Consider the following 20,879-nt stretch of genomic DNA (forward strand, 5'->3'; position numbering starts at 1 on the left):
TCGCGATCTGCTTAACGCGTTTCAAAGAACCGTCGGGTGATATTCCTGCGCTATAGTCCGAACCGACGGGGTCGTGGTGTTTATCTTCGCGCGTTACTTGCTGATGCCTTTCGCCCTGATCGCTGCGGTGCTGTTTGCGATGGGAGCGCACATCATCGGCACAAGCTTGCATCACCAGGCCGCCTGGCAGCGCACGGTTGCCACCGTAACGGATGCCAGCCCCTACAGCGAAACGCGGGCGAACGGTCTCACCACGGACGGCATCAATGTCGTCGTCAGCTATGTTGCCAATGACGCGCCGATGACGTGGTCCGGCAAGGACAAGGACATCGGTCTCTACAAGGCAGCCAGGGCCGACAGGATAGAGTTTTACTACGACCCTGCCGATCCGTCGAACCTCGACACGGCCGCGATGAAGGGCTGGCGCGGCGGGCTGCTGCTGCTCGCCGTCACCGGTGGGTTCACCTTGTTCTACATCTGGTTCTTCTGGTTGCGAGGACGCAAAACGCCGCCCATGGCGCCATCGACCGTTCGCGTTGCCGGCGCTGGAGCGGGGCCAGCCGATCAGCAACGCGGCACTTTCGGCCGGCGTTAAGGACCTCGGTGCCGCTTGCCTAGTGTCCACAGCTCTGGATAGAAGTGGCTATGAGACTCCTCTTTCTCGGCGACATGGTTGGCAAAACAGGGCGCACGGCAGTGTGGGAACAGCTGCCGGGGCTGATTTCCGACTTCAGGCTCGACTTCGTAATCGTCAATGGCGAGAACGCCGCCGGCGGCTTCGGCATCACCGAGGACATCTTTCGCGAGACGCTCGCTGCGGGCGCGGATGTCGTCACCACCGGCAACCATGTCTGGGACCAGCGCGACGCGCTGATCTTCGCGCCACGCGAGGAGCGTTTCCTGCGGCCCTCCAATTTTCCCAAGGGCACGCCAGGGCGCGGCTCCGGCGTCTACATCGCCCGCAACGGCGCGCGCGTGCTGGTCGCCAACATCATGGGCCGCGTCTTCATGCACCCGGAGCTGGACGATCCGTTCCAGGCCGGCGAGCGGGAGATTGCCGCCTGTCCGCTCGGCGAGCAGGCCGATGCGGCGATCGTCGATTTCCATGCCGAGGCGACCTCGGAGAAGATGTGCTTCGCGCATTTCGTCGACGGCCGCGCCAGCCTCGTGGTCGGAACGCATACGCATCAGCCGACCGCCGATCATCAGATCCTCAATGGTGGCACCGCCTATATCTCGGACGCCGGCATGTGCGGCGATTACGATTCCTCGCTGGGCATGGACAAGGAAGAGCCGCTCAATCGGTTTCTTTCCAAGGTGCCGAAAGGCCGCTTCGAAGCGGCGACTGGACCGGCGACTCTCTGCGGCGTCGGCGTCGATATTTCCGACCGCACCGGGCTTGCGGAAAGGATCGCGCCGTTTCGTCGCGGGCCTCGGCTGGAAGAAACGGCGCCGTCTTTCTGGTCCTGACATTGATATAGGCGAGGTCAGTGCCTAACTGGCGACGAAACTGCTCTAGATCGTAGAGGGGACGACCTCCATGCAGCTTGTCGAATTCCTGGCGCCGCACTTTGCCTTTGTTTCCGACCCGACCGCCTGGGTTGCGCTTTTGACACTGGTGGTGCTCGAGATCGTGCTCGGCATCGACAATCTGATCTTCATCTCGATCCTGACCAACAAGCTGCCGGAAGCGCAGCGCGCCCGCGCCCGCCGGCTGGGCATCTCGGCGGCGCTGGTCATGCGGCTCATCCTGCTCGCCACGATCTCGATCATCGTGCAGCTGACGACGCCGGTGTTCACTGCGTTCGGCCACGGATTTTCCTGGCGCGACCTGATCCTGATCGCCGGCGGCCTGTTCCTGGTCTGGAAGGCGACCAAGGAAATCCATCACACGGTCGACCCGCAGGATCATCAGGACACGATGGTGGGTACGCTGCAGCTGAGCCTTGCCGGCGCCATCTTCCAGATCCTGCTGCTCGACCTCGTCTTCTCGATCGATTCCATCATCACCGCCGTGGGCATGACCGACGAGATCGCCATCATGTATATCGCTGTGATCGTGGCGGTGAGCGTCATGATGCTGGCAGCGACGCCGCTCGCCAACTTCATCGCCAGGAACCCCTCCATCGTCATGCTGGCGCTGGGCTTCCTGTTGATGATCGGCATGACGCTGATCGCCGACGGCATGGGCTACCACGTGCCCAAGGGCTATATCTACGCCGCCATGGGCTTTTCGGCGCTGGTCGAGGGTCTCAACATGCTGGCGCGGAATCGCAAGAAGCAGGGGTCTGGCGGCGGGCATTGATGGTGGCAACGGCAGAGTGTGGCTGTTGCTCCCGCCGCAGGATCATTTGCTTTCCGACGTCGGCAGTTCACCGCGCATTTCGCTGGGGTAGAACCCTTCACGCAGATTGATGCCGTACTCGACGTAAGCTTTCATGCAAGACAGCATCTGCGACCAGCCCTCGCAATTGCCGTAGGATGATTGGCGGCCGGCCTCGTCCTCGCGCCATCCGCTTTCGGCAATGGTGACGAAGGTGCCACCGTCATCCAAGGCTTCGAAGCTCATTTCGATCGTGGTCTTGTAAGCCGGTACAACGCCGGGGCCGCTGCCATCCCAGCGCAGCACGATGCGCTCGTTGGGCACCACTTCATCGACCTCGACGGGCACGGTCTTCCACCATGTGACCGTGGTGCCGGGGACCAGTGGCGCCGAGGCGCCGCCAAGCGTCGTAAAATACCCGCTGAGCTTCGTCGGGTTGACCACCGCGTCGAAGACCTCGGCGACTGGTTTGCCGATGCGTCCGGAAATCCTGAATCCAAGGGACATATCCACAGCTCCTTCCTTGCTCAGTGGAACAATATGTTATAGAAACATAACATGTCAAGCCAAACCGCGGACGACCATGTTTTCAAGGCCTTGGCGCATCCACGCCGGCGCGAGTTGCTGGATCGCCTGAAGGATCAGCCGCAGACCACCGGCGCGCTTTGCGAGGCGTTCCCGGACATGGACCGCTGCACGGTGATGATGCATCTGAAAGTGCTGGAGGAGGCCGACCTGGTGGTTGCGAGGCGCGAGGGACGCGAGCGTTGGAACCATCTCAATGCCTTGCCGATCAAGCAGATCCACGATCGCTGGATCAGCCAGTATGCCGGCCACGCGATCAGCATTCTCGACCGGTTGAAGTCCGATCTCGAGAGCTGAGCGGCCTCTCCGGCGCCGGAGTTACGGCGCGTCTGGACGAATTGAGCCGATTTATCTATAAGCCGGCCATTCCGACAGAGAGCGCCGTGTGCCTTCGAGGCATGCCTGGAGCGTTCTGAAAATTTGAATTCGAGCAATTTGCGGATAGCGAGGTGATCCCATTTCGCTCCGCGGTGCTCTAGCCGAACACGACAGGGGTGCCATGGCTGGCCATTCGCAATTTAAGAACATCATGCACCGCAAGGGCCGTCAGGACGCGGTGCGGTCGAAAATGTTTTCCAAGCTGGCGCGCGAAATAACCGTCGCGGCCAAGACCGGCACGCCGGACCCGGCGATGAACCCGAGGCTTCGCCTTGCGGTGCAGAACGCCAAGGCCGTGTCGATGCCGAAGGACAACATCCAGCGCGCCATCAACAAGGCTTCCGCGGGCGACGGCGAGAACTACGAAGCCGTGCGCTACGAGGGCTATGGCCCGGGCGGCGTGGCGCTGATCGTCGAGGCGCTGACCGACAACCGCAACCGCTCCGCATCCAATGTGCGCGCCGCCTTCACCAAGGCCGGCGGGGCGCTCGGCGAAACCGGCTCGGTGTCGTTCATGTGGAACCGCGTCGGCGAGATTTACTATCCGGCTTCGGCCGGCAGCGCCGACAAGGTGATGGAAGCCGCGATCGAGGCCGGCGCCGACGACGTCGAGTCCGATGAGGAAGGCCACACCATCTATTGCGGCTTCGAAAATCTCGGCGAAGTGTCCAGGTCGCTCGAAGCCGCGCTCGGCGAGGCGGAATCGGTCAAGCCGATCTGGCAGCCGCAGAACAACGTCCCGGTCGACGAAGAGCGGGCGCAGTCGCTGATGAAGCTGGTCGCCACCCTCGAGGATGACGACGACGTGCAGAGCGTCTACGCCAATTTCGAGGTCGACGACGAGACCATGGCCAAGCTCAGCGCGGCCTGACCGGCAACGCGATCCGATATGAGCGAAGCTCAATCTCGTATGACCGACAAGCCGCTTCCCGTCATCCGCATCACCTATTGCACGCAATGCCAATGGCTGTTGCGTGCCGGCTGGATGGCGCAGGAGCTGCTGTCCACCTTCGGCACCGATCTCGGCGAGTTGACGCTGGTGCCGGGCACCGGCGGCATCTTCACCATTTCCTGCAACGATCAGCTGATCTGGGACCGTAAGCGCGACGGCGGCTTTCCGGATGCGGCGAAGCTCAAGCAGCTGGTCCGCGACGTCATCGATCCGGATCGGGATCTCGGCCATGCTGACCGCAAAACCCACAAGAAGACCGACCCCGCCTGAGGCGGGGGCCTTTTGCATCGCGGCTGCGTATCCTCAGATCAATGCCATGATGAAGCAGGCCATCGCCACGATGGCAGTGACAGTGCGGACGTGGTTCCACATCACCCATTGGCTGAGATGGTTCGCCCAGACGGCGGCGCCGTTGGCGCTGTGCGGATCGACGGCGGCTAAAGCGTCGTTGAGCGGAACGTTGAAGACCATGGTCACGAGCGGATTGCCGACGAAATAAATCACGGCGCCGGCAAGCAGCCAGTATGAGCCGGACTGGCTCCAGCCGAAGAGAACGGCGGCAATCAACGCCAGGCAGATGAGACCGGTGCCGAACAGCGCCGTCATGAAGGTCGGCGTGATCACCGTGACATTGATCGAATTCATCGCCGCGATGCCGCTTGGGACGGGCAGCCGCGCGAGTGCCGCCATGACGAAATTGGAAAAGGCGAAGAACACGCCGCCGACCACGCCGGAGCCGATCGCGGCGATGAATGTGAGGGTGGGGAGAAGTTTCATCATCTCAGTTGGCCCCAGATGTCGGTTGGTGTTGCAAATGTGATAAATCCTCACATTTGCAAAACGTGATAAACCCTCGTATTTTGTAAGTCAAGCTGGTGTTGGAAAATCGCCTGTAGGGAGCCATGGACGAGAAAGTCACCGCCAAGCCGGACCAAGCCGCCATCGCCTCGCCGCGCCGGTCGCCGAGCCAGCAGCGCAGCCGCGAGCGGGTCGAGCGCATGCTTGCCGCCGCCTCGGCCTTGATTGCCGAGCAGGGCAGCGATGCCATGCGCATGGGCGAGGTGGCGGAGCGGGCAGGGGTGTCGATCGGCTCGCTCTACCAGTTCTTCCCGGACAAGCGGGCGATCGTCTGGGCGCTGGCCGAGCGCTACACGGCCGAGAGCCAAGCCTGCATCTCGGCGGCGCTGAAAGATGTCAGGGACGCCGAAGGGCTGAAGCAGGCGTTTTCGGAACTGGTCGACATCTATTACCAGCTGTTCCTGGCCGAGCCGGTGATACGCGACGTCTGGTCGGGCACGCAGGCGGACAAGGCCCTGCGCTCGCTCGAGCTCGCCGACAGCCGAGCCAATGCCGAATTTCTGGTCGCGGTGCTGAAGCGGCTGAGGTCCGATGCCGATCCGGTCGAACTGGAGACGACGGCCTTCCTCGTCTGGCAGATGGGCGAGGCGGCCGTGCGACTGGCGATCTCGGTCGATCGGGAGGAGGGTGACAGGTTGGTTGAGGCCTACAAGCGCATGGCGCTGCGAGAGTTGGTGGGGGAATAACGGCCTTCCTCCGCGCAGCGTACGCGATTGGCGAAATCGCCGGCGAGAGCGTCCCCTCTCCCCGTCACTATACGGGGAGAGGATGCCGGCAGGCAGGTGAGGGGCAGCGCCGGCCTATGAAAAGTGCACTGTCACCGAATTTCTCTGATGTATTTCTGTTGTTGCTGATGGTCAGCTTGCCGACGCCGGCGCTGCCCCTCATCCGCCCTTCGGGCACCTTCTCCCCGTTGAACTGGGAGAAGGAAGAAAACAAAAAACCCGCCTCGAAGGCGGGTTTTGCAAAATCTGCCGAGGTATCCGGCTTAGAGGCCGAAACCTTCGAAGCGCTTCTTGAACTTCGACAGGCGGCCGCCGCGGTCGAGCAGGGTCTGCTGGCCGCCGGTCCAGGCCGGGTGCGTGGTCGGGTCGATGTCGAGGTTCATCGTGTCGCCTTCCTTGCCCCAGGTCGAACGGGTCAGGTATTCGGTGCCGTCGGTCATGACGACCTTGATGGTGTGGTAGTCGGGATGGATATCGGCCTTCATTGTCTTATGTCCTGGCTTGCCGGCGCCGGTGACGGGCCAATGGCCTGCGTCGATGCGCCCCTTTTTAAAACTCGAAGCCGCAGCTAATGAAAAGCCACGGCTTCTAAAACGGTCGGCGAGCCTATACATCAGCCGGAATTGAATCACAAGGCCGCGGCAAGCGCATATTGAAGCGCGGTGTTGACCAGCGGCCAGAGGAAACGCTCATGGCGGATATCGGTGCCAGTGGAGACCAGCGCAGGCGCTCGGTCCGGCCGCTGAGAAACCTTTTCCCCTATATCACCCGCTACCGGAAGCTGGCGGTCGGCGCCATCATCTCGCTGATCGTGGCGGCCGTGACGACGCTCGCCTTGCCGATGGCCGTGCGGCGCATGATCGACCATGGCTTCCAGACCACGGGCTCCACCTTCATCGCCGAATATTTCGCCGCGCTGGTGGCGATGGCGGCGCTGCTCGCGGCGGCTTCGGCCAGCCGCTATTATTTCGTCATCACGCTGGGCGAGCGGGTCGTGGCCGACATCCGCCGCGACGTTTTTGCCCATGTCACGACACTATCGCCCGCCTTTTTCGATCGCGCGCATTCGGGCGAGATCGTGTCGCGGCTCGCCGCCGACACCACGCAGGTGAAGTCGGCCGTCGGCGCCACCGCCTCTGTCGCGTTGCGCAATGTCATCCTTGGCATCGGCGCGGTGGCGATGATGGTCGTCACCAGCCCGAAACTGTCCGGGCTGGTGATCGCGGCCATTCCGCTGATCGTGCTGCCGCTGGTCGCCTTCGGCCGCTCGGTGCGGCGCAAGTCCCGGCAAGCGCAGGATACGCTCGCCGAGGCCACCGCCTACGCCAGCGAGCAGATCGGCGCGGTGCGCACGCTGCAGGCCTTCACCAATGAGAAGCTGGTCACCGGCCGTTTTGCGGACGCCGTCGACGCGGCCTTCGAAGCGGCGCGGGCCTCGGTGTTCGCGCGCTCGTTCCTGACTTTCTTCGCCATCTTCATGATCTTTTCCTCGGTGGTCGCGGTGCTGTGGTTCGGCTCGCGCGACGTGCTTGCCGGCACGCTGTCGCCGGGCACGCTCAGCCAGTTCCTGCTCTATTCGGTGTTCGCCGCCGGCGCGCTCGGCGCGCTGTCGGAGGTGTGGAGCGAGCTCTCGCAGGCGGCCGGCGCCGCCGAACGGCTGACCGAGATCCTGGCCGAGACGCCAACGATCCAGCGGCCGGTCGATCCGCTTCCGTTGCCGGCCACCGCCAAGGGCGCGATCAGCTTCGACGACGTTTCCTTCTCCTATCCGGCGCGGCCGGACCGCGCCGCCGTGCATGGGCTGAGCTTCCAGGTGAAGCCCGGCGAGACGGTGGCGATCGTCGGGCCTTCGGGCGCCGGCAAAAGCACCGTCTTTTCGCTGATCCTGCGCTTCTACGATCCCGAGAGCGGCCGCGTCGCCATTGACGCCGTCGACCTGCGCGAGGCCGATCCCGCCGCCATCCGCCAACGCATCGCGATCGTGCCGCAGGACGTCACCGTCTTCGCGGCAAGCGTGCGCGACAATATCGGCTTCGGCCGGCAGGGCGCCGGCGACGCCGAGATCGAGGCAGCGGCCAAGGCAGCCCTTGCCGACGAATTCATCGCCAGGCTGGACAACGGCTATGACAGCCAGGTCGGCGAGCGCGGCGTGACGCTGTCGGGCGGCCAGCGCCAGCGCATCGCGATCGCCCGCGCCATCCTGCGCGACGCGCCGATCCTTTTGCTCGACGAGGCGACCTCGGCGCTCGACGCCGAGAGCGAAACCCTGGTGCAACGAGCGCTGGAACGGCTGATGCGCGGCCGCACCACCATCGTCATCGCGCACCGGCTGGCGACCGTGCTCAAGGCCGACCGCATCCTCGTCATGGAGGGCGGACGCATCGTCGAGGAAGGCACGCATCAGAGCCTGGTTGCCAAGGGCGGCATCTACGCGCGGCTCGCCAAGCTGCAGTTCGAGGCAGGCGCCGACGCCTTCAGGGGCGCGGCGGAATAACCCTCGAGGCAATCGAGTGAGCGGCCGTCCCAGTTCATGCGCTGGATGCGCAGAAAATCGGTCGTGCTTTCGCCTCTTGTGCTGGACACGCGCGGCAATTCATCCAGCATTTTCTTGAGGCGCTTGGCTGCAATCGCACGCAATGCCTGCTCGACGGGCCTTTTCACGAAACAACCTCCTGCTTCGGCGCTGCGTCCTCAACCTCGCGCTCTACGCCTGCCTCGATAGAAAGGCAACCGAGCGCGTTATGCCTCGCCGTAGCGCTTGCGCAGATGCTCCGTGAAGTAAGCAGCGTTGAGCTTCTCGCCGGTGGCGCGCTCGAGCAGCTCGGGCGTCGACCAGCGCGACCCCTGCGACCAGATCTTTGCGCGACGCCACTCGTTGATGGCGCTGAAATCGCCCTTGGCGAGGTCCTCGTCGGCGGACGGGTGCTCCCTTGTCAAAGCCGTCCATTGCTGCGCCGCCATCATGGCGCCCAGCGTGTAGGACGGGAAATAGCCGAAGGCGGCGCCCGGCCAGTGCACGTCCTGCATCGGGCCGTCGGCCGGGTTGTCGACGGTCGAGAGGCCGAGATAGTCGCGCATCCTGGCGTCCCAGGCCTCAGGCAGGTCGGCGACCTCCAGCCGGCCGGACACCAGCTCCTGCTCGAGTTCGTAGCGCAGGATGACATGCAGCGGATAGGTGACCTCGTCGGCGTCGACCCGGATCAAGCCGCGCTCGACATGGTGGACATGCGGCAGGATGTCGTCGAGCGACCAGGCTTCGCCGAGATGTCTTTCGACTATCGGCAAAGCCCAGCGCCAGAAGGCCGGGTTGCGGCCGACCTGCTTTTCGACGAACAGGCTCTGGCTCTCATGCACGGCCATGCCGCGCGCCTTGCCGAGCGGCCAATGCGACCAGGCCTTCGGCAGGTTCTGCTCGTAGAGTGCGTGGCCGGTCTCGTGCAGCACGCCCATCAGCGCGGAGAGGAAATCGGAGGTCTTGTAGCGGGTGGTGATGCGCACATCGGTCGGCACGCCGCCGCAGAAGGGATGGTGCGATACCGACAGCGAGCCATGGGTTAGGTCGAAGCCGACGGCCGCCATCATGGCCAGGCCGAGCTCGCGCTGGCGGTCGACGGCGTAGCTGCCTGACAGCGGCTTCAATGGGTGCTTCGCCAGTCGCGCATCCTGCACGGCCAGGGCGTGCGGCAGGAAGTCCTTGAGAAAGGCCTTCAGCTCGGCAAACACCGGCGTGATGTCGGCGGCGCGGTTGCCGGGATCATACTGCTCCATCAGCGCGTCATAGGGTGCGAGGCCGAGCGCATCGGCGCGCAGCGCCGCCTCTTCCCGCACCAGGGCCACGACGCCTTCCAGCGCCGGCAGAAAGCCCGCCCAGTCGTTCCTGGCGCGCAAGCTCCGCCAGAGCTGCTCGGAGCGCATGCGCGCTACCGTCTGACGCTCGACAAACTCGGCCGGCAGGCAGGTGAGGTTGGTGTATTGCCGGCGCAGTTCCCGGACCGCCGCCTGCTGCTCTTCGCTCAGCGGCTCGGCTTCGGCGGCCGAAATCCAGTCGCCGATCTCCGGCGCGGTCGCCTGGCGATGCAGCATGCCGGCAAGCGAGGACATCGCCTCGGCGCGTTTCTCGCCGCCGCCAACCGCCATATGCGTCGCCTCGTCGGCGCCAAGGATGGCCAAAGCATGCTCGAGCGCTTCGAGCTTGTGGCCGAGGTCGTCGAGTTTCTGGAACGACATGATGGATACCCAGCTTCAGTGTGGCTGGCGCGAAAAGATACCAACGCACCGCGCTTGGCAACCCTGATCGATCGGGATGGAACCAGTGGTCTTGCCTTGTGGGGCGGCTGCGTGATCAATGCCGGGAACAAACCGCTGGAGGGGACGATGATCGGCAATATCCTGGTCGGGCTGGTGGCGCTGATTCATTGCTATATCGTCTATCTGGAGATGGTGCTTTGGGACACGCCGCGCGGCCGCAAGGCGTTCGGCGTGACGCCGGAATTCGCCAGCGCTTCGAAGGTGCTTGCCGCCAATCAGGGGCTCTACAACGGCTTTCTTGCCGCGGGCCTGATCTGGGGTCTCTACCTCGGCACTGCGGGCTTTCAGGTCAAGATGTTCTTCCTGCTCTGCGTCGCGACAGCCGGCCTCTACGGCGCGGCAACTGTCGGCCGCAAGATTCTCTTCGTTCAGACGGTTCCGGCAGTGCTTGCGATCCTCGCGCTTTGGCTCGGCCTATAACCAAAACGATACGCGATCGAAAAAGGACGCCCTCGGGGCCAGGTCCCGCGGGCGCCAAATGGTCCGTTTCTGCCGGAGACGTCAGCCGTTCGGGTAGTTCCCGCCGTCGGAGCCGTCGCCCATCATGAAGCCGCTGCCGGTGTCGTTCATCAACCTCTGGTCGACATTGTCGAGGCGGCGCAGCAGTGCATGGTATTGCGCGGACGGGATCCGGCCGTGATCCGAAGCCGCGACATGCTCCGCGGCCTGGCTGATGCGAGCGGCGCGCATGTGCAGTTGCTGCGCTTCGGAAGCCGAAATGTTGTTTGCCTGCCGGGCATCGGTGATGCCCTGATCCACGCCTTGGACCTGATCGATAAGACCGGCCGCGCGGGGGCCGACGAAATCGGCCGTAGGGGTCGCGTCGAGAGCCCCCTTGCGGTGTCCGGCCGCATAGGCGCCGGCGAGCGGGGCCGCGATCAACGCGGCAGCCAGGGTCATAGTCTTGAGAGATGTTGAAGCGCGCATGGCGGCGCATCCTCCGATAGGGAAGGCTGCGGCCCTGCCGCATTGCCTTCCGACCTTTGCGGGCCGTCCGGTTCCGTCGCGTCGCGATGGGAGGCATCGCCGGCGGTCCCCGGCCCTGCGCGGCAAATTAGGTGCGTCGATTGCCGATGTGTAGTTAAAAAATGATAATGTTTTCAGGCCTTGCCGGCGGGACTTGGCACGCTAAGTATTGAGCCGACAAACAACTTGCCGTGACTTATCCGTGATAATGGATCACCGTTCGGTGAGCTTCAGTTCAATGCGGCGGTTCTTGCTGCGCGCCTCGTCGGTATCGGCGGGATCGAGCGGCTGGAACTCGCCGAAGCCGGCAGCCACCAGCCGGTTGGCCGGCACGCCGTTCTCGATCAGGAACTTCACCACCGAGGTGGCGCGCGCGGTCGACAGTTCCCAGTTGTCGCGATAGCGGCCGGTGCCGGACAGCGGCTTGTTGTCGGTGTGGCCGTCGACGCGCAGCACCCAGCTGATCTCCGGCGGGATTTCCTTCTGCAATTCGATGATGGCGTCGGCGAGCTTCTTCATCTCGACCTTGCCGGCGTCGTTGATTTCGTCGGAGCCGGTCGGAAACAGCACCTCCGACTGGAAGACGAAACGGTCGCCGACGATGCGGATGTTCTCACGGTCGGCGAGGATCTCGCGCAACCGGCCGAAGAAGTCGGAGCGGTAGCGGTTGAGCTCCTGGACGCGCTGCGCCAGCGCGACATTCAGACGGCGGCCGAGATCGGCGATCTTGGTATTGGAGTCGCGGTCGCGCTGCTCGGAGACGTTGAGCGCGTCTTCCAGCGCGCCGATCTGCTTGCGTAAGGCGGCAATCTGCTGGTTGAGGATCTCGACTTGGCTCAGCGCCTGCTGGCTGATCTGGCGCTGGTTGCTGAGCTCGCCGGAAAGCTGGTCCGCCCGCTTGTTGGCCGCGTCGCCGGCGCCGGCGCCCTGCGCCAGCAATTGCTCGAGCCGACTCTTTTCGGCCTGCGCCGCCGACAGCGAGGCCTGCAGGTTGGCGAGCGAATCCTCCTTGTCCTGGCTGTTCGTGCGCTCCAGCGCAAGCAGCTGGGTCAGCTCGTTGATCTGCGAGTTGAGGCGATTGAGAACCGCATCCTTGCCGGAGATCTCGCGGCTGAGCAGGAACTGCGCCAGCACGAAGACGGTGAGCAGGAACATGATCGCCAGAAGCAGCGTCGACAAGGCGTCGACGAAACCCGGCCAGTAGTCGATGCGGCGGTCGGCGCGCCGTCTTGCCAGCGCCACGTCAGTGGACCCCTTGCTTCTTCAGCGCGTCGGCAATCTTCTCCAGCGTGTTGCGCATGGCCTTCTGCTCGTCCGACTGGGCCTCGACCCAGTCGCGCATGATCTGCTGCTCGGAGCGCATGTTCTTGACCAGCCCCGAAATGCCGTCGGCGAGATTGGCCATGGCGGTGGCGACGCGCGGATTGGAGCCGCCGCCACTCTCCTGCAGGCTGCGCAGCCGCTCGGACAGCAGGCGGATGTCCTCGGAGGATTCGGTCTTGGCGGTGTCGGAGACGACGATGTCCGACGACAGGTCGGTGACCGAAGACAGCCAGTTCTCAAGCTCGGTGTAGAAGCGGGTCTGGGCGCGGCCGGCCTGCAGGTCGAGAAAGCCGAGCACCAGCGAGCCGGAAAGGCCGAACAGCGAGGACGAAAAGGCGGTGCCCATGCCGGCGAGCGGCGCCGACAGACCCTGCTTCAGCGCGTCGAGCACGGCGGCGGCATCGCCGGTGCCGGGGTCCAGCGCCTCGATCGTCTCGCGGATCGAGGCGATGGTGTTGAGCAGGCCCCAGAAGGTGCCGAGGAGGCCAAGGAACACTAGCAGGCCGACAAGATAGCGTGAGGTGTCGCGGCTCTCGTCGAGGCGGGTAGCGATGGAATCCAGCATCGTGCGCATCGACGAGGTGGAGAAGGCGATCGTCGACGAGCGGCCGATCATCGCCTTCATCGGCGCCAGCAGCACCGGCTCGGTGGTTTCGGAGCCGGCGCGGAAGGAATTGACCCAGCGCACCTCGCGGAACAGCCGCCCGACCTGGACGAAGGCAAGCAGGATGCCGACCGCCAGCACGCCGACGATCAGCCCGTTGAGGCCCGGATTGCTGGAGAAGGCGGTCGAGATCTGGCGAGTGAGGATGGCGGCGATGAAGGCGACGATGATCAGGAAGATCACCATGGTGAGCAGGAAGACCTGCGGGCTCGACAGCTTGTGCGGATCGTAGACCAGGACGTCCGATCGCCTGCCGAAGGATCTGAGAAAAGCCATCCGTGCCCCGTTTCCGATGCCGCCCGCCGCAGAATTGCCGCGACTCTAAACGGAATTGTGACCAAATTGAATGGTGCTTGGCAATATCGCCTATGTCATGGATTAGAACCGGTTGACGACCAGGCAGTCGACCATGGCGGCCAGATGAAGGCCGGCGCCGGTGACGACGAAGCCGTGCCAGACGGCATTGTGGAAGCGCAGGCCTTTCCAGGCGAAGAAGATGACGCCGCAGGAATAGACGATGCCGCCGGCGACAAGCAGCGCGACCGAGACGGTCGGCAGTGTGGTGACCAGCGGTCCGGCCAGCACCACGCCGCTCCAGCCGATGGCGAGGTAGAAGACGATGGCCAGCCGGTCGTAGCGGCCGGGCAGGAACATCTTGATGGCGATGCCGGCCGCTGCTGCGCCCCACACGACGACGATCATGGGCAGCGCCAGCGGCGAGTTGTCGAGTTGGGCTAGGAAGGGCGTGTAGGTGGCGGCGATCAGGAGATAGATCGCGGCGTGGTCGAAGCGGCGCAGGATCCATTTCGCCGGCCAGGATACCGGCCACAGATTGTAGGCCAGCGACACCGACAGCACGGTGAGCAGCGAGACGACATAGAACACAGCGGCGGCATACTCGCCGGGGCCGGCATGGAAAGCCGCGAGCGCCAGGAAGGCGGAGCCCGCTGCGATCGCAAGCATGATGCCCACCGCGTGAACGATGCCATCGGCGATCATTTCGGCGCGCGAATAATGCCAGCGCCCCACAAAGGGGATTTCAATCTGCGTATCGGGCCGCGCGTCGTTCATCACATGATCCTGCAACCCTAATCTGGGCAGTCGCGGACCAGTATTTCAAGCTTCGGTTGCGGTTTTGCGACTGCGGCGCCGCGCGTCCTTTCGACGCGCAAAAAAACGCTGTGGCGCGTTGATTTGCGCATGATCCCTTACGAAAATCGATTCCGACTTTCGCAGTAGGGCGCTGATCGCGACGCCGCGCTCAGCGAGGCGCCAACGGCTTCTTCACGGTCTTGAGCAGCGCACGCTGGATGATCTCGTTGCCGGCGACGACCTCGCCATTGTCCAACATGTCCTGCGCGCCATCCTTGTCGGAGACGAAGCCGCCGGCTTCGCGCACCAGCAGGATGCCGGCGGCGATATCCCAGGACGACAGGCCGGTTTCCCAGAACCCGTCCATGCGTCCGGCCGCGACATAGGCGAGGTCAAGCGCGGCGGAACCGAGGCGTCGGACGCCCGAGACTTCCGCCATGACGTTGCGCAGCTCGATCAGGAAGTTGCCGTGCTGGCCGCGGCCGAGATGCGGCACGCCGCAGCCGATCACCGCGTCGGTCAGCTTGGAGCGGCCGGCAACACGCAGCCGGCGGTCGTTCATGAAGGCGCCGCCGCCGCGCTCGGCGGTGTAGAGCTCGTCCATCGCCGGATTGTAGACGACGCCGGCGACGATCTGGCCCTGGCGCTCGAGCGCGATCGAGACCGAGAAGAGCGGGATGCCGTGCAGGAAGTTGGTGGTGCCGTCGAGCGGATCGACAATCCAGCGATGCTGGGCGTCCTCGCCTTCGACCGCGCCGCGCTCCTCCATCAGGAAGGCGTAACCCGGCCGCGCCTTCGACAGCTCGGCGTAGACGATCTCTTCGGCCTTGCGATCGGCCTGGCTGACATAGTCGCCCGGTCCCTTCATCGAGACCTGCAGGTTCTGCACCTCGCCGAAGTCGCGCGACAGCGAGCGGCCGGCCTTCATCGCGGCCTGGACCATGACGTTGAGGAGAGCGGAACGCGCCATTTTTTCTTCCTGGCTTTGTCTTCCTACCGGCCGGCGCTCAATCGGCGCGGCGCATGTAGGTGATTTCGTTGGTGTCGACGATGATGCGCTCGCCGGCCGAGATGAAGGGCGGGACCAGCACGCGGATGCCGTTCTCCAGCACCGCCGGCTTGTAGGAGGACGCGGCCGTCTGGCCGCGCACCACCGGATCGGCCTCGGTGACGGTCAGCGTCACCTGGTCGGGCAGCGAGATGCCGATCGGCCGCTCTTCGTAGAGCTGCACCGTCACCATCATGCCGTCCTGCAGGAAAGCAGCGCGCTCGCCGACGAAGTCCTTGGCCAGCTCGAGCTGCTCGTAGCTTTCAGTGTCCATGAACACCAGCGCATCGCCCTGCTCGTAGAGGAACGAGAAATCCTTGAGGTCGAGCCTTATCTGCTCGACGGTCTCGGCCGAGCGGAAGCGCTCGTTGAGCTTGGTGCCGTTGATCAGGTTCTTCAGCTCGACCTGGTTGTAGGCGCCGCCCTTGCCGGGCTTGACGGTGTTGGTCTTGACCGCCACCCACAGCCCGCCATCATGCTCGATGACATAGCCGGGACGGATTTCGTTGCCACTGATCTTGGCCATGATGAACTGATCCGGAATGAGATTTCTGGCGCGGGTCGCGCTTTTGGCGCCTCCAAGACCACAAATTGCACATAGTGGCAAGGGAGGGAGGGGGAAGGTTGCGCCGGCGAGCCGGTGTCAGTTATCGCCCGCGATCGCCTTGCCGACGGCTTGAGCGATGGCATCCGCCACCTTTGCCAAGGCGTTGAGGTGCGGAGAACATAGCGCTACGACCCACATCGAAAGGTCGAGATCGCCGGCGTCGATAAGCGCAAGGCCGTCGGGAATCCCGCGAGCCGCTAGCCGCGACGGCATCAGGCCAAGGCCATGCCCCCGACGCACCCATGCCATCTGCATTGCGGGGTCCTGAATTTCCGCCGCCACGACGAGCCGGCGCCGTTCGTCGCGCCCCATCCCGGACAGCAGCGTTTGCCGGGCGTCGCAGGGCTCGGGACTCAGCACCCAAGGCATCGAAGATTGGGTTTCGAGATCATGCGCACTCCCGCCGGACTGCGCGATGACGCTGAGGCGCTCGATGCCGAGCGCACCGGGACCCTCATAGTCGAAGGGTCTCAGGACTATCGCCATGTCGAGTTGGCCGCGGTCGAACTGATCGACGAGCTCCGCGCTCCAGGCGGTTCGCAGGCGCAGCGAGGCTTTTGGAAACGCCGTGGCGGCGCCGGCGATGGCATTGGCGACAGCGGCGTCGGATAAGCCGTGCGCCAGGCCGACGCGCAGTACACCTCGCGGTTCGGCTTCAGCCGCAAAAGACTTCAGAGCCTCCACCGAGGCGAGAATGTACCTGGCGCGCGTCAGAACCTCCAACCCTGCAGCCGTCAGCCGCGGCGGCTTTTGCCGGCGATCGAGCAACGTCGTGCCGAGCACATCCTCCAGCCGCTGCAACTGCCGTGTCACCGCCGGCTGTGTCAGCGGCAGGCGGCGCGCGACTTTCTGGATCGAACCCTCCTCAGCGAAGAGGACGAGAGTGCGAAGTTCCTCCAGCATCATTCATGTTTCATATGCATAATCATTCTGATTATTATGAATTTGAAAACCAACGCAGCGCAAGCGATTTTCCTGCCGACACTCCAATCGAAGGAAGCCAAAATGCGCGCGATCGAATTGCAGGCCCCGGGCGGCATCGAGAACCTCAAGCTGGTCGAGCGACCGATGCCGGTGCCGGGCCGTCAGGAAATCCTCATCAAGGTCAAGGCGAGCGCGCTCAATTACCGCGATGTCGAAATCGCCCGCGGCAGCTATCACACCAAATTCGACCTGCCGCTGGTGCTGCTTTCCGATGGTGTCGGCGAAGTGGCGGCCGTTGGCGCGGAGGTCAGCCGGTTCAAGGCTGGCGACCGTGTCTGCGGCACGTTCTGGCAACGCTGGGTGGCCGGCAGCTTCGTCATGGCCGAGGCGTCCTATCAGCGCGGCGGGCCAATCGACGGCATGCTCAGTGAGTATGCGCTGCTCGACGAGCAGGCGGCGGTGCTCGCGCCAGCCCACCTCAGCGACCTCGAGGCGGCAACGCTGGCCTGCGCGGGTGTGACCGCATGGCACGCGTTGTTCACCGAAGGCAAGTTGAGGCCGGGCGAGACGGTTCTCACTCTTGGCACCGGCGGCGTGTCACTGTTTGCCGTGCAGCTTGCGAGGACCGCCGGCGCGCGCGTGATCGTCACATCGAGCAGCGATGAAAAGCTCGCCCGGGCAAAGGAACTCGGCGCGCATGAGGGCGTGAACTATCGCGACAACCCGGACTGGGCGGAGGGCGTGCTGGCGCTGACGGATGGGCGCGGCGCCGACCACATCATCGAGGTCGGTGGGCCGCAAAGCTTTGCGCAGTCGCTCAAGGCGGCGGCGCGCGGTGCACAGATCAACGTCATCGGTTATCTCGGCGGCAGCGATGGATCAGTCAATCCGCTCGACATCTTCCGCCGCCAGGTCACGGCGCGCGGCATTCCGGTTGGGTCGCGCCAGTCCTTCGAGGCGATGAACCGGGCGATTGCCGTCAACGGCCTGCGTCCAGTGATCGACAAGGTGTTTGCCTGGCACGAGGCCGCATCGGCGCTTCGCTACCTCGAGCACGGCTCGCCCTTCGGCAAGGTCGTGCTCGACCATATGCGGTGAGGAGGAGGGCTACGGCAGGCGATTTGCCGTTTGCAGCGCCTGCTTGGTCTGGTCGTCGTCGAGGCCCTGGAGGAAATCGTCCATCTGCGGATCGATCAAACCGGCGCGGCGAGCGACGATATACCAGGCGCCGGCGAGGATCAGGTCCGGGTCGGTGCCGATGCCGCCCATATAGAGCTTGGCGAGGCGGTTCTGGGCGGCGACATTGCCGCCTTGCGCCGCCCGCCTCATCCAGGCAAAGCCCGATTTCAGGTCGCGCTCGCCACCGCGCCCCTCGATCATCCAGGCGGCGAGGTCGATCTGCGCCGTGTCGTAGTTTTGCCGCGCGGCTTGCGTCAGGAGGATACGCGCCTGGGCGTCGTCATGCGGCTTGCCGCCGGCGCCGTTGGCGTAGAGTTGCGCCATCGCATATTGCGCGTCGGCAAGGCCGGTGGCGGCCGCGCGTTCGTAGTAGACGGCGGCCTTCACAAGCCCGTCATCGCCAGGATCCTGCTGGACAAGCAACTGCGCGAAGTTGAACTGCGCAAGCCGGTTGCCGGCCTCGGCCGAGGCCTGCATCAGCGCGAAGGCGCCCTTTTCGTCCTTCTTCACATAGCGGCCATCGAGCAGCATCAGCGCATATTGGAACTGCGCCTCCGGCACGCCCTGTTCGGCGGCCAGCCCATACCATTTTGCAGCCTCGGCCGGATTGAGCGGCACGCCCAGCCCGCGCGACAGGATTTCTGCCACCAGCGTCTCGGCGGCCGGATCGCCGTTCTTGGCGCGCTCCACGGCAAGATTGTAGGCGGTCTTGTAAAGGCCGCGCTGGAAGGCGCCATAGGCGGCGTCCGGCTGCTTGGCGCCGAAACGGTCGGGATTGACGGTGTCGGCCGATGGCGGAGTCATGGTGGCCGGCTGCGGCAAGGTGTTCTGGATCGGCTTGTCGATATGCGGATCGCCGCCGAACCGGCTCGCATCCGGGGCGCCGGCGTCCGGCGTGGCTGTGTCCGGTTTGCCCTTATCCGGCGTGCCCGTGTCCGGTGAGCCTGCATCCGGCTTGGCTGCGTCTGGCGCGCCCTTGTCCGGCGCACTCGTCTCCGGCCGGGGCTGGGGCAGAGGCACGGTCTCAGTCGCGCTCGCCGTTGCGCCCAGCCAGCAAGCCGGAACCAGCAAGCCGGCCAGGACGGCCAGAGGAAGCACACGCAAGCGCATGTCAGTCCTCGAAACGCGGAGCGGTTTCATCGAGCAGCGCGTTGGCGGCGGCGACCGCCGCCGCGGGATCGCGCCCATCGGCGAAAACGGCGCTGGACAGCGCCACGAATTCGGCGCCGGTCGCGGCCACCGCCTCGACGGAAGCAAGCTCGGAGCCGCCCATGACGATGCAGGGGATCGAGATCATCTCAGCCCACCATTCGCCGAGGGCAAGGTTGCGGTGATGCGGCTCCGGCTTGTTGTCGTAGCCGAAGCGGCCGAAGAACATGTAGTCGGGCCGCTCCTCGCCGAGCTCCAGCGCCTCATCGCGCGTCTTGGCGCCGCCGGCGCCGACCATCATCTTGCTGGCCAGGCGCTCGATCGTCTCGGCGAGCTCCCGCGGCTTTGCCTCGACATGGATGCCGTCGGCCTGGACGCGACCCGCGATGCGGCTGTCGCCGGCGATGATGACGGCGATGCCCGCGCCTTGAGCGATCGGCACGATCCGTTCGGCGAAAGCCTGGAAGGAGGCGTCGTCCATGCCGTTGTCCGGCAGGATCAGCGAGGCGATGTCGCCGCCCTCGAAGGCTGCGCAAATCTGCTCCGCCGGTACGAGCGGCGGCGCGATCAGCACGATGCGGCAGCGATTGGGCGGGGTTAAATCGTTCATTGGCCTTCGATCCCGGTTTCGCCTATGCCGGGCGAAGATGGTTGCATTGCGGCATAGAGCAAAGCGGCCAGCTTGAACAGGAGGGCGAAGCAGGATCGTCGAGCGCGGGGACGTCGGCGGATCGCCGTGCTCCGTCGTGTACAGAGCCGGTTCGCGGAAACGCCGAACCGCTCCAGGATCACCCGTCCGGCAGGCTGAAGACGGCGCACGGTCTGACAATTCCACGCAATTGGTGTTCGCCCAACGGGACCAAGGGCGTCGTGGTTTCCGCGGCGACAGCGCCGGAGATCAGGACGCTCCGTCCAAGCGGCCGACACAGGCCTTCGAGCCTGCTGACGAGGTTCACGGCCGGGCCGATTGCGGTGAAATCCAGACGGTCGGCTGTGCCGACATTGCCCCACACCATGTCGCCGATGTGCAGCGCCATGCCGAATTGCAGCTCGGGCATGCCCTGTCCGCCACGAACCTGATTGAGCTGCGCCATCCCCGCCCGCGCCGCTGCGACCGCGCGCAACGCCGCCTCGCAAGCCTCTGAGACCGAGCGCTCGCCGACAGGAAAGATCGCCAGCACGCCGTCGCCGATGAATTTCAGCACCTCGCCGCCAAACGCGTGAACGGCGCCGGCGATGCGATCGAAGCTGGCGTTGAGCGCCGCCACGACCTGCTCGGCGTCCGTCTCTTCCGACAGGGCGGTAAAGTCGCGCAAATCGCTGTAGAGCAGGACCGCGCGGATTGTCTCGCCAACCTCGCGCCGCGAACGGCCGGCCAACACCTGCGCCGCGCTGCGTTGCCCAAGATAGGCCTCAAGCAGGGCCGACAGCGTCGACCTAGCGGCGAGAGCGGCAAGCGGCGCCACGGCGAAGCGCGCCACCTGGTCCAGTGTTTTCGATTCGTGCTCCGCGAGAGGGCGTGCCGCGGCCCAGTTCAGTTTTGGATTCCCCGATTGCGCATCCTCGCGCTTGGGACCAACCGTGTAATCGTGCACGACACCGGTTCCCAGTCCCGCCAGCCATTCGCGTCCGAGATCTGCCTCTCCGGTTCCAGGCATCATGCCGGCGCCAAAACCCAGCGCCTCCATGACGACGCCTGTCTGCGCCTGCCACAGCCAGGCGCGGCGCGTTATGATCGGATGCGGCGGGGCGAGCGGCAGGGCCCCACCGACGAGCGGCAAACCGTCGTCAACCAGCC

At 64.7% G+C, this 20,879-nt stretch carries 24 protein-coding genes; 10 read left to right on the plus strand and 14 right to left on the minus strand.

Features of this window, described 5'->3' with window-relative positions:
- Positions 1–73: 73 nt before the first annotated feature.
- From EOA23_RS04800 to EOA23_RS04810, 3 genes are all read left to right on the plus strand, one after another.
- Complete coding sequence (locus EOA23_RS04800; protein ID WP_127303064.1) at positions 74–595, plus strand: DUF3592 domain-containing protein; 522 nt, start codon at positions 74–76, stop codon at positions 593–595.
- Positions 596–645: 50 nt separating this feature from the next.
- A complete protein-coding gene (locus EOA23_RS04805) occupies positions 646–1,470 on the plus strand; it encodes a YmdB family metallophosphoesterase (protein ID WP_126063971.1) in 825 nt (274 codons plus the stop codon).
- A 70-nt stretch (positions 1,471–1,540) separates the two neighbouring features.
- Positions 1,541–2,305, plus strand: a complete 765-nt coding sequence (locus EOA23_RS04810; protein WP_127303065.1) for a TerC family protein — start codon at positions 1,541–1,543, stop codon at positions 2,303–2,305.
- A 42-nt stretch (positions 2,306–2,347) separates the two neighbouring features.
- Here EOA23_RS04810 and EOA23_RS04815 read toward each other — a convergent pair whose 3' ends face one another.
- Positions 2,348–2,830: an SRPBCC domain-containing protein gene (locus tag EOA23_RS04815; protein WP_127303066.1), complete on the minus strand. Its 483-nt coding sequence runs from the start codon at positions 2,828–2,830 to the stop codon at positions 2,348–2,350.
- Between the two features lie 51 nt (positions 2,831–2,881).
- On the opposite strand from EOA23_RS04815, the gene EOA23_RS04820 reads away from it, so the two are divergent.
- The 3 genes from EOA23_RS04820 (at position 2,882) to EOA23_RS04830 (ending at position 4,508) form a co-directional block, all read left to right on the plus strand.
- Complete coding sequence (locus tag EOA23_RS04820; RefSeq protein WP_042645707.1) at positions 2,882–3,205, plus strand: helix-turn-helix domain-containing protein; 324 nt, start codon at positions 2,882–2,884, stop codon at positions 3,203–3,205.
- Positions 3,206–3,407: 202 nt separating this feature from the next.
- A complete protein-coding gene (locus EOA23_RS04825) occupies positions 3,408–4,157 on the plus strand; it encodes a YebC/PmpR family DNA-binding transcriptional regulator (RefSeq protein WP_127303067.1) in 750 nt (249 codons plus the stop codon).
- Between the two features lie 39 nt (positions 4,158–4,196).
- Positions 4,197–4,508 carry a SelT/SelW/SelH family protein gene (locus EOA23_RS04830; protein ID WP_127303080.1) on the plus strand — a complete coding sequence of 104 codons (312 nt, stop codon included), beginning with the start codon at positions 4,197–4,199 and terminating at the stop codon, positions 4,506–4,508.
- Positions 4,509–4,541: 33 nt separating this feature from the next.
- Here EOA23_RS04830 and EOA23_RS04835 read toward each other — a convergent pair whose 3' ends face one another.
- Positions 4,542–5,018, minus strand: a complete 477-nt coding sequence (locus tag EOA23_RS04835) for a DUF1772 domain-containing protein (RefSeq protein ID WP_127303068.1) — start codon at positions 5,016–5,018, stop codon at positions 4,542–4,544.
- Between the two features lie 122 nt (positions 5,019–5,140).
- Between EOA23_RS04835 and EOA23_RS04840 the strand changes: the two genes are divergently transcribed.
- The gene (locus EOA23_RS04840; protein WP_127303069.1) at positions 5,141–5,782 is read left to right on the plus strand and encodes a TetR/AcrR family transcriptional regulator; all 642 of its coding nucleotides are present in this window, start codon (positions 5,141–5,143) and stop codon (positions 5,780–5,782) included.
- Positions 5,783–6,084: 302 nt separating this feature from the next.
- Here EOA23_RS04840 and rpmE read toward each other — a convergent pair whose 3' ends face one another.
- Complete coding sequence (gene rpmE / locus EOA23_RS04845) at positions 6,085–6,306, minus strand: 50S ribosomal protein L31 (protein ID WP_040974396.1); 222 nt, start codon at positions 6,304–6,306, stop codon at positions 6,085–6,087.
- A 206-nt stretch (positions 6,307–6,512) separates the two neighbouring features.
- Between rpmE and EOA23_RS04850 the strand changes: the two genes are divergently transcribed.
- Complete coding sequence (locus EOA23_RS04850) at positions 6,513–8,315, plus strand: ABC transporter transmembrane domain-containing protein (protein WP_127303070.1); 1,803 nt, start codon at positions 6,513–6,515, stop codon at positions 8,313–8,315.
- A 245-nt stretch (positions 8,316–8,560) separates the two neighbouring features.
- On the opposite strand, the gene EOA23_RS04855 is transcribed toward EOA23_RS04850, so the two are convergent.
- Positions 8,561–10,048, minus strand: coding sequence for a carboxypeptidase M32 (locus EOA23_RS04855; protein ID WP_127303071.1), 1,488 nt, complete (start codon positions 10,046–10,048; stop codon positions 8,561–8,563).
- Between the two features lie 147 nt (positions 10,049–10,195).
- On the opposite strand from EOA23_RS04855, the gene EOA23_RS04860 reads away from it, so the two are divergent.
- Entirely contained in the window at positions 10,196–10,549 is a 354-nt protein-coding gene (locus EOA23_RS04860) for a DUF1304 domain-containing protein (RefSeq protein WP_127303072.1), read from the plus strand.
- Positions 10,550–10,630: 81 nt separating this feature from the next.
- On the opposite strand, the gene EOA23_RS04865 is transcribed toward EOA23_RS04860, so the two are convergent.
- From EOA23_RS04865 to EOA23_RS04895, 7 genes are all read right to left on the minus strand, one after another.
- On the minus strand, positions 10,631–11,056 hold the full coding sequence (locus tag EOA23_RS04865) for a hypothetical protein (RefSeq protein ID WP_127303073.1): 426 nt from the start codon (positions 11,054–11,056) through the stop codon (positions 10,631–10,633).
- Between the two features lie 252 nt (positions 11,057–11,308).
- Entirely contained in the window at positions 11,309–12,337 is a 1,029-nt protein-coding gene (locus EOA23_RS04870; protein WP_126063982.1) for a peptidoglycan -binding protein, read from the minus strand.
- A gap of 1 nt (position 12,338) precedes the next feature.
- A complete protein-coding gene (locus EOA23_RS04875) occupies positions 12,339–13,358 on the minus strand; it encodes a MotA/TolQ/ExbB proton channel family protein (RefSeq protein WP_127303074.1) in 1,020 nt (339 codons plus the stop codon).
- 102 nt (positions 13,359–13,460) lie between these two features.
- Complete coding sequence (locus EOA23_RS04880; RefSeq protein ID WP_127303075.1) at positions 13,461–14,153, minus strand: hemolysin III family protein; 693 nt, start codon at positions 14,151–14,153, stop codon at positions 13,461–13,463.
- Between the two features lie 190 nt (positions 14,154–14,343).
- The gene (locus EOA23_RS04885; protein ID WP_127303076.1) at positions 14,344–15,144 is read right to left on the minus strand and encodes an inositol monophosphatase family protein; all 801 of its coding nucleotides are present in this window, start codon (positions 15,142–15,144) and stop codon (positions 14,344–14,346) included.
- Between the two features lie 37 nt (positions 15,145–15,181).
- The gene (gene efp, locus EOA23_RS04890) at positions 15,182–15,748 is read right to left on the minus strand and encodes an elongation factor P (protein WP_042645720.1); all 567 of its coding nucleotides are present in this window, start codon (positions 15,746–15,748) and stop codon (positions 15,182–15,184) included.
- A 117-nt stretch (positions 15,749–15,865) separates the two neighbouring features.
- Entirely contained in the window at positions 15,866–16,735 is an 870-nt protein-coding gene (locus EOA23_RS04895) for a LysR family transcriptional regulator (protein WP_127303077.1), read from the minus strand.
- A 99-nt stretch (positions 16,736–16,834) separates the two neighbouring features.
- On the opposite strand from EOA23_RS04895, the gene EOA23_RS04900 reads away from it, so the two are divergent.
- On the plus strand, positions 16,835–17,851 hold the full coding sequence (locus EOA23_RS04900; protein WP_127303078.1) for an NAD(P)-dependent alcohol dehydrogenase: 1,017 nt from the start codon (positions 16,835–16,837) through the stop codon (positions 17,849–17,851).
- Positions 17,852–17,860: 9 nt separating this feature from the next.
- On the opposite strand, the gene EOA23_RS04905 is transcribed toward EOA23_RS04900, so the two are convergent.
- The 3 genes from EOA23_RS04905 to EOA23_RS04915 all read right to left on the minus strand — a co-directional run.
- A complete protein-coding gene (locus EOA23_RS04905; RefSeq protein ID WP_245473994.1) occupies positions 17,861–19,042 on the minus strand; it encodes a tetratricopeptide repeat protein in 1,182 nt (393 codons plus the stop codon).
- 1 nt (position 19,043) lies between these two features.
- Positions 19,044–19,691 carry a thiamine phosphate synthase gene (locus tag EOA23_RS04910; RefSeq protein ID WP_127303079.1) on the minus strand — a complete coding sequence of 216 codons (648 nt, stop codon included), beginning with the start codon at positions 19,689–19,691 and terminating at the stop codon, positions 19,044–19,046.
- Positions 19,692–19,869: 178 nt separating this feature from the next.
- Positions 19,870–20,879, minus strand: a 1,010-nt coding sequence (locus tag EOA23_RS04915; RefSeq protein WP_145966398.1) for an adenylate/guanylate cyclase domain-containing protein, incomplete at its 5' end; no start/stop codon positions are given.

This window comes from Mesorhizobium sp. M2A.F.Ca.ET.042.01.1.1, from assembly GCF_003997405.1.
Taxonomy (GTDB): domain Bacteria; phylum Pseudomonadota; class Alphaproteobacteria; order Rhizobiales; family Rhizobiaceae; genus Mesorhizobium.

Coding starts and splice junctions, on each gene's coding strand:
- EOA23_RS04805 (WP_126063971.1), top strand. CDS start 646: ATGAGACTCCTCTTTCTCGGCGACATGGTTGGCAAAACAGGGCGCACG.
- EOA23_RS04810 (WP_127303065.1), top strand. CDS start 1,541: ATGCAGCTTGTCGAATTCCTGGCGCCGCACTTTGCCTTTGTTTCCGAC.
- EOA23_RS04815 (WP_127303066.1), bottom strand. CDS start 2,830: ATGTCCCTTGGATTCAGGATTTCCGGACGCATCGGCAAACCAGTCGCC.
- EOA23_RS04820 (WP_042645707.1), top strand. CDS start 2,882: ATGTCAAGCCAAACCGCGGACGACCATGTTTTCAAGGCCTTGGCGCAT.
- EOA23_RS04825 (WP_127303067.1), top strand. CDS start 3,408: ATGGCTGGCCATTCGCAATTTAAGAACATCATGCACCGCAAGGGCCGT.
- EOA23_RS04830 (WP_127303080.1), top strand. CDS start 4,197: ATGACCGACAAGCCGCTTCCCGTCATCCGCATCACCTATTGCACGCAA.
- EOA23_RS04835 (WP_127303068.1), bottom strand. CDS start 5,018: ATGATGAAACTTCTCCCCACCCTCACATTCATCGCCGCGATCGGCTCC.
- EOA23_RS04840 (WP_127303069.1), top strand. CDS start 5,141: ATGGACGAGAAAGTCACCGCCAAGCCGGACCAAGCCGCCATCGCCTCG.
- rpmE (WP_040974396.1), bottom strand. CDS start 6,306: ATGAAGGCCGATATCCATCCCGACTACCACACCATCAAGGTCGTCATG.
- EOA23_RS04850 (WP_127303070.1), top strand. CDS start 6,513: ATGGCGGATATCGGTGCCAGTGGAGACCAGCGCAGGCGCTCGGTCCGG.
- EOA23_RS04855 (WP_127303071.1), bottom strand. CDS start 10,048: ATGTCGTTCCAGAAACTCGACGACCTCGGCCACAAGCTCGAAGCGCTC.
- EOA23_RS04860 (WP_127303072.1), top strand. CDS start 10,196: ATGATCGGCAATATCCTGGTCGGGCTGGTGGCGCTGATTCATTGCTAT.
- EOA23_RS04865 (WP_127303073.1), bottom strand. CDS start 11,056: ATGCGCGCTTCAACATCTCTCAAGACTATGACCCTGGCTGCCGCGTTG.
- EOA23_RS04875 (WP_127303074.1), bottom strand. CDS start 13,358: ATGGCTTTTCTCAGATCCTTCGGCAGGCGATCGGACGTCCTGGTCTAC.
- EOA23_RS04880 (WP_127303075.1), bottom strand. CDS start 14,153: ATGAACGACGCGCGGCCCGATACGCAGATTGAAATCCCCTTTGTGGGG.
- EOA23_RS04885 (WP_127303076.1), bottom strand. CDS start 15,144: ATGGCGCGTTCCGCTCTCCTCAACGTCATGGTCCAGGCCGCGATGAAG.
- efp (WP_042645720.1), bottom strand. CDS start 15,748: ATGGCCAAGATCAGTGGCAACGAAATCCGTCCCGGCTATGTCATCGAG.
- EOA23_RS04895 (WP_127303077.1), bottom strand. CDS start 16,735: ATGATGCTGGAGGAACTTCGCACTCTCGTCCTCTTCGCTGAGGAGGGT.
- EOA23_RS04900 (WP_127303078.1), top strand. CDS start 16,835: ATGCGCGCGATCGAATTGCAGGCCCCGGGCGGCATCGAGAACCTCAAG.
- EOA23_RS04905 (WP_245473994.1), bottom strand. CDS start 19,042: ATGCGCTTGCGTGTGCTTCCTCTGGCCGTCCTGGCCGGCTTGCTGGTT.
- EOA23_RS04910 (WP_127303079.1), bottom strand. CDS start 19,691: ATGAACGATTTAACCCCGCCCAATCGCTGCCGCATCGTGCTGATCGCG.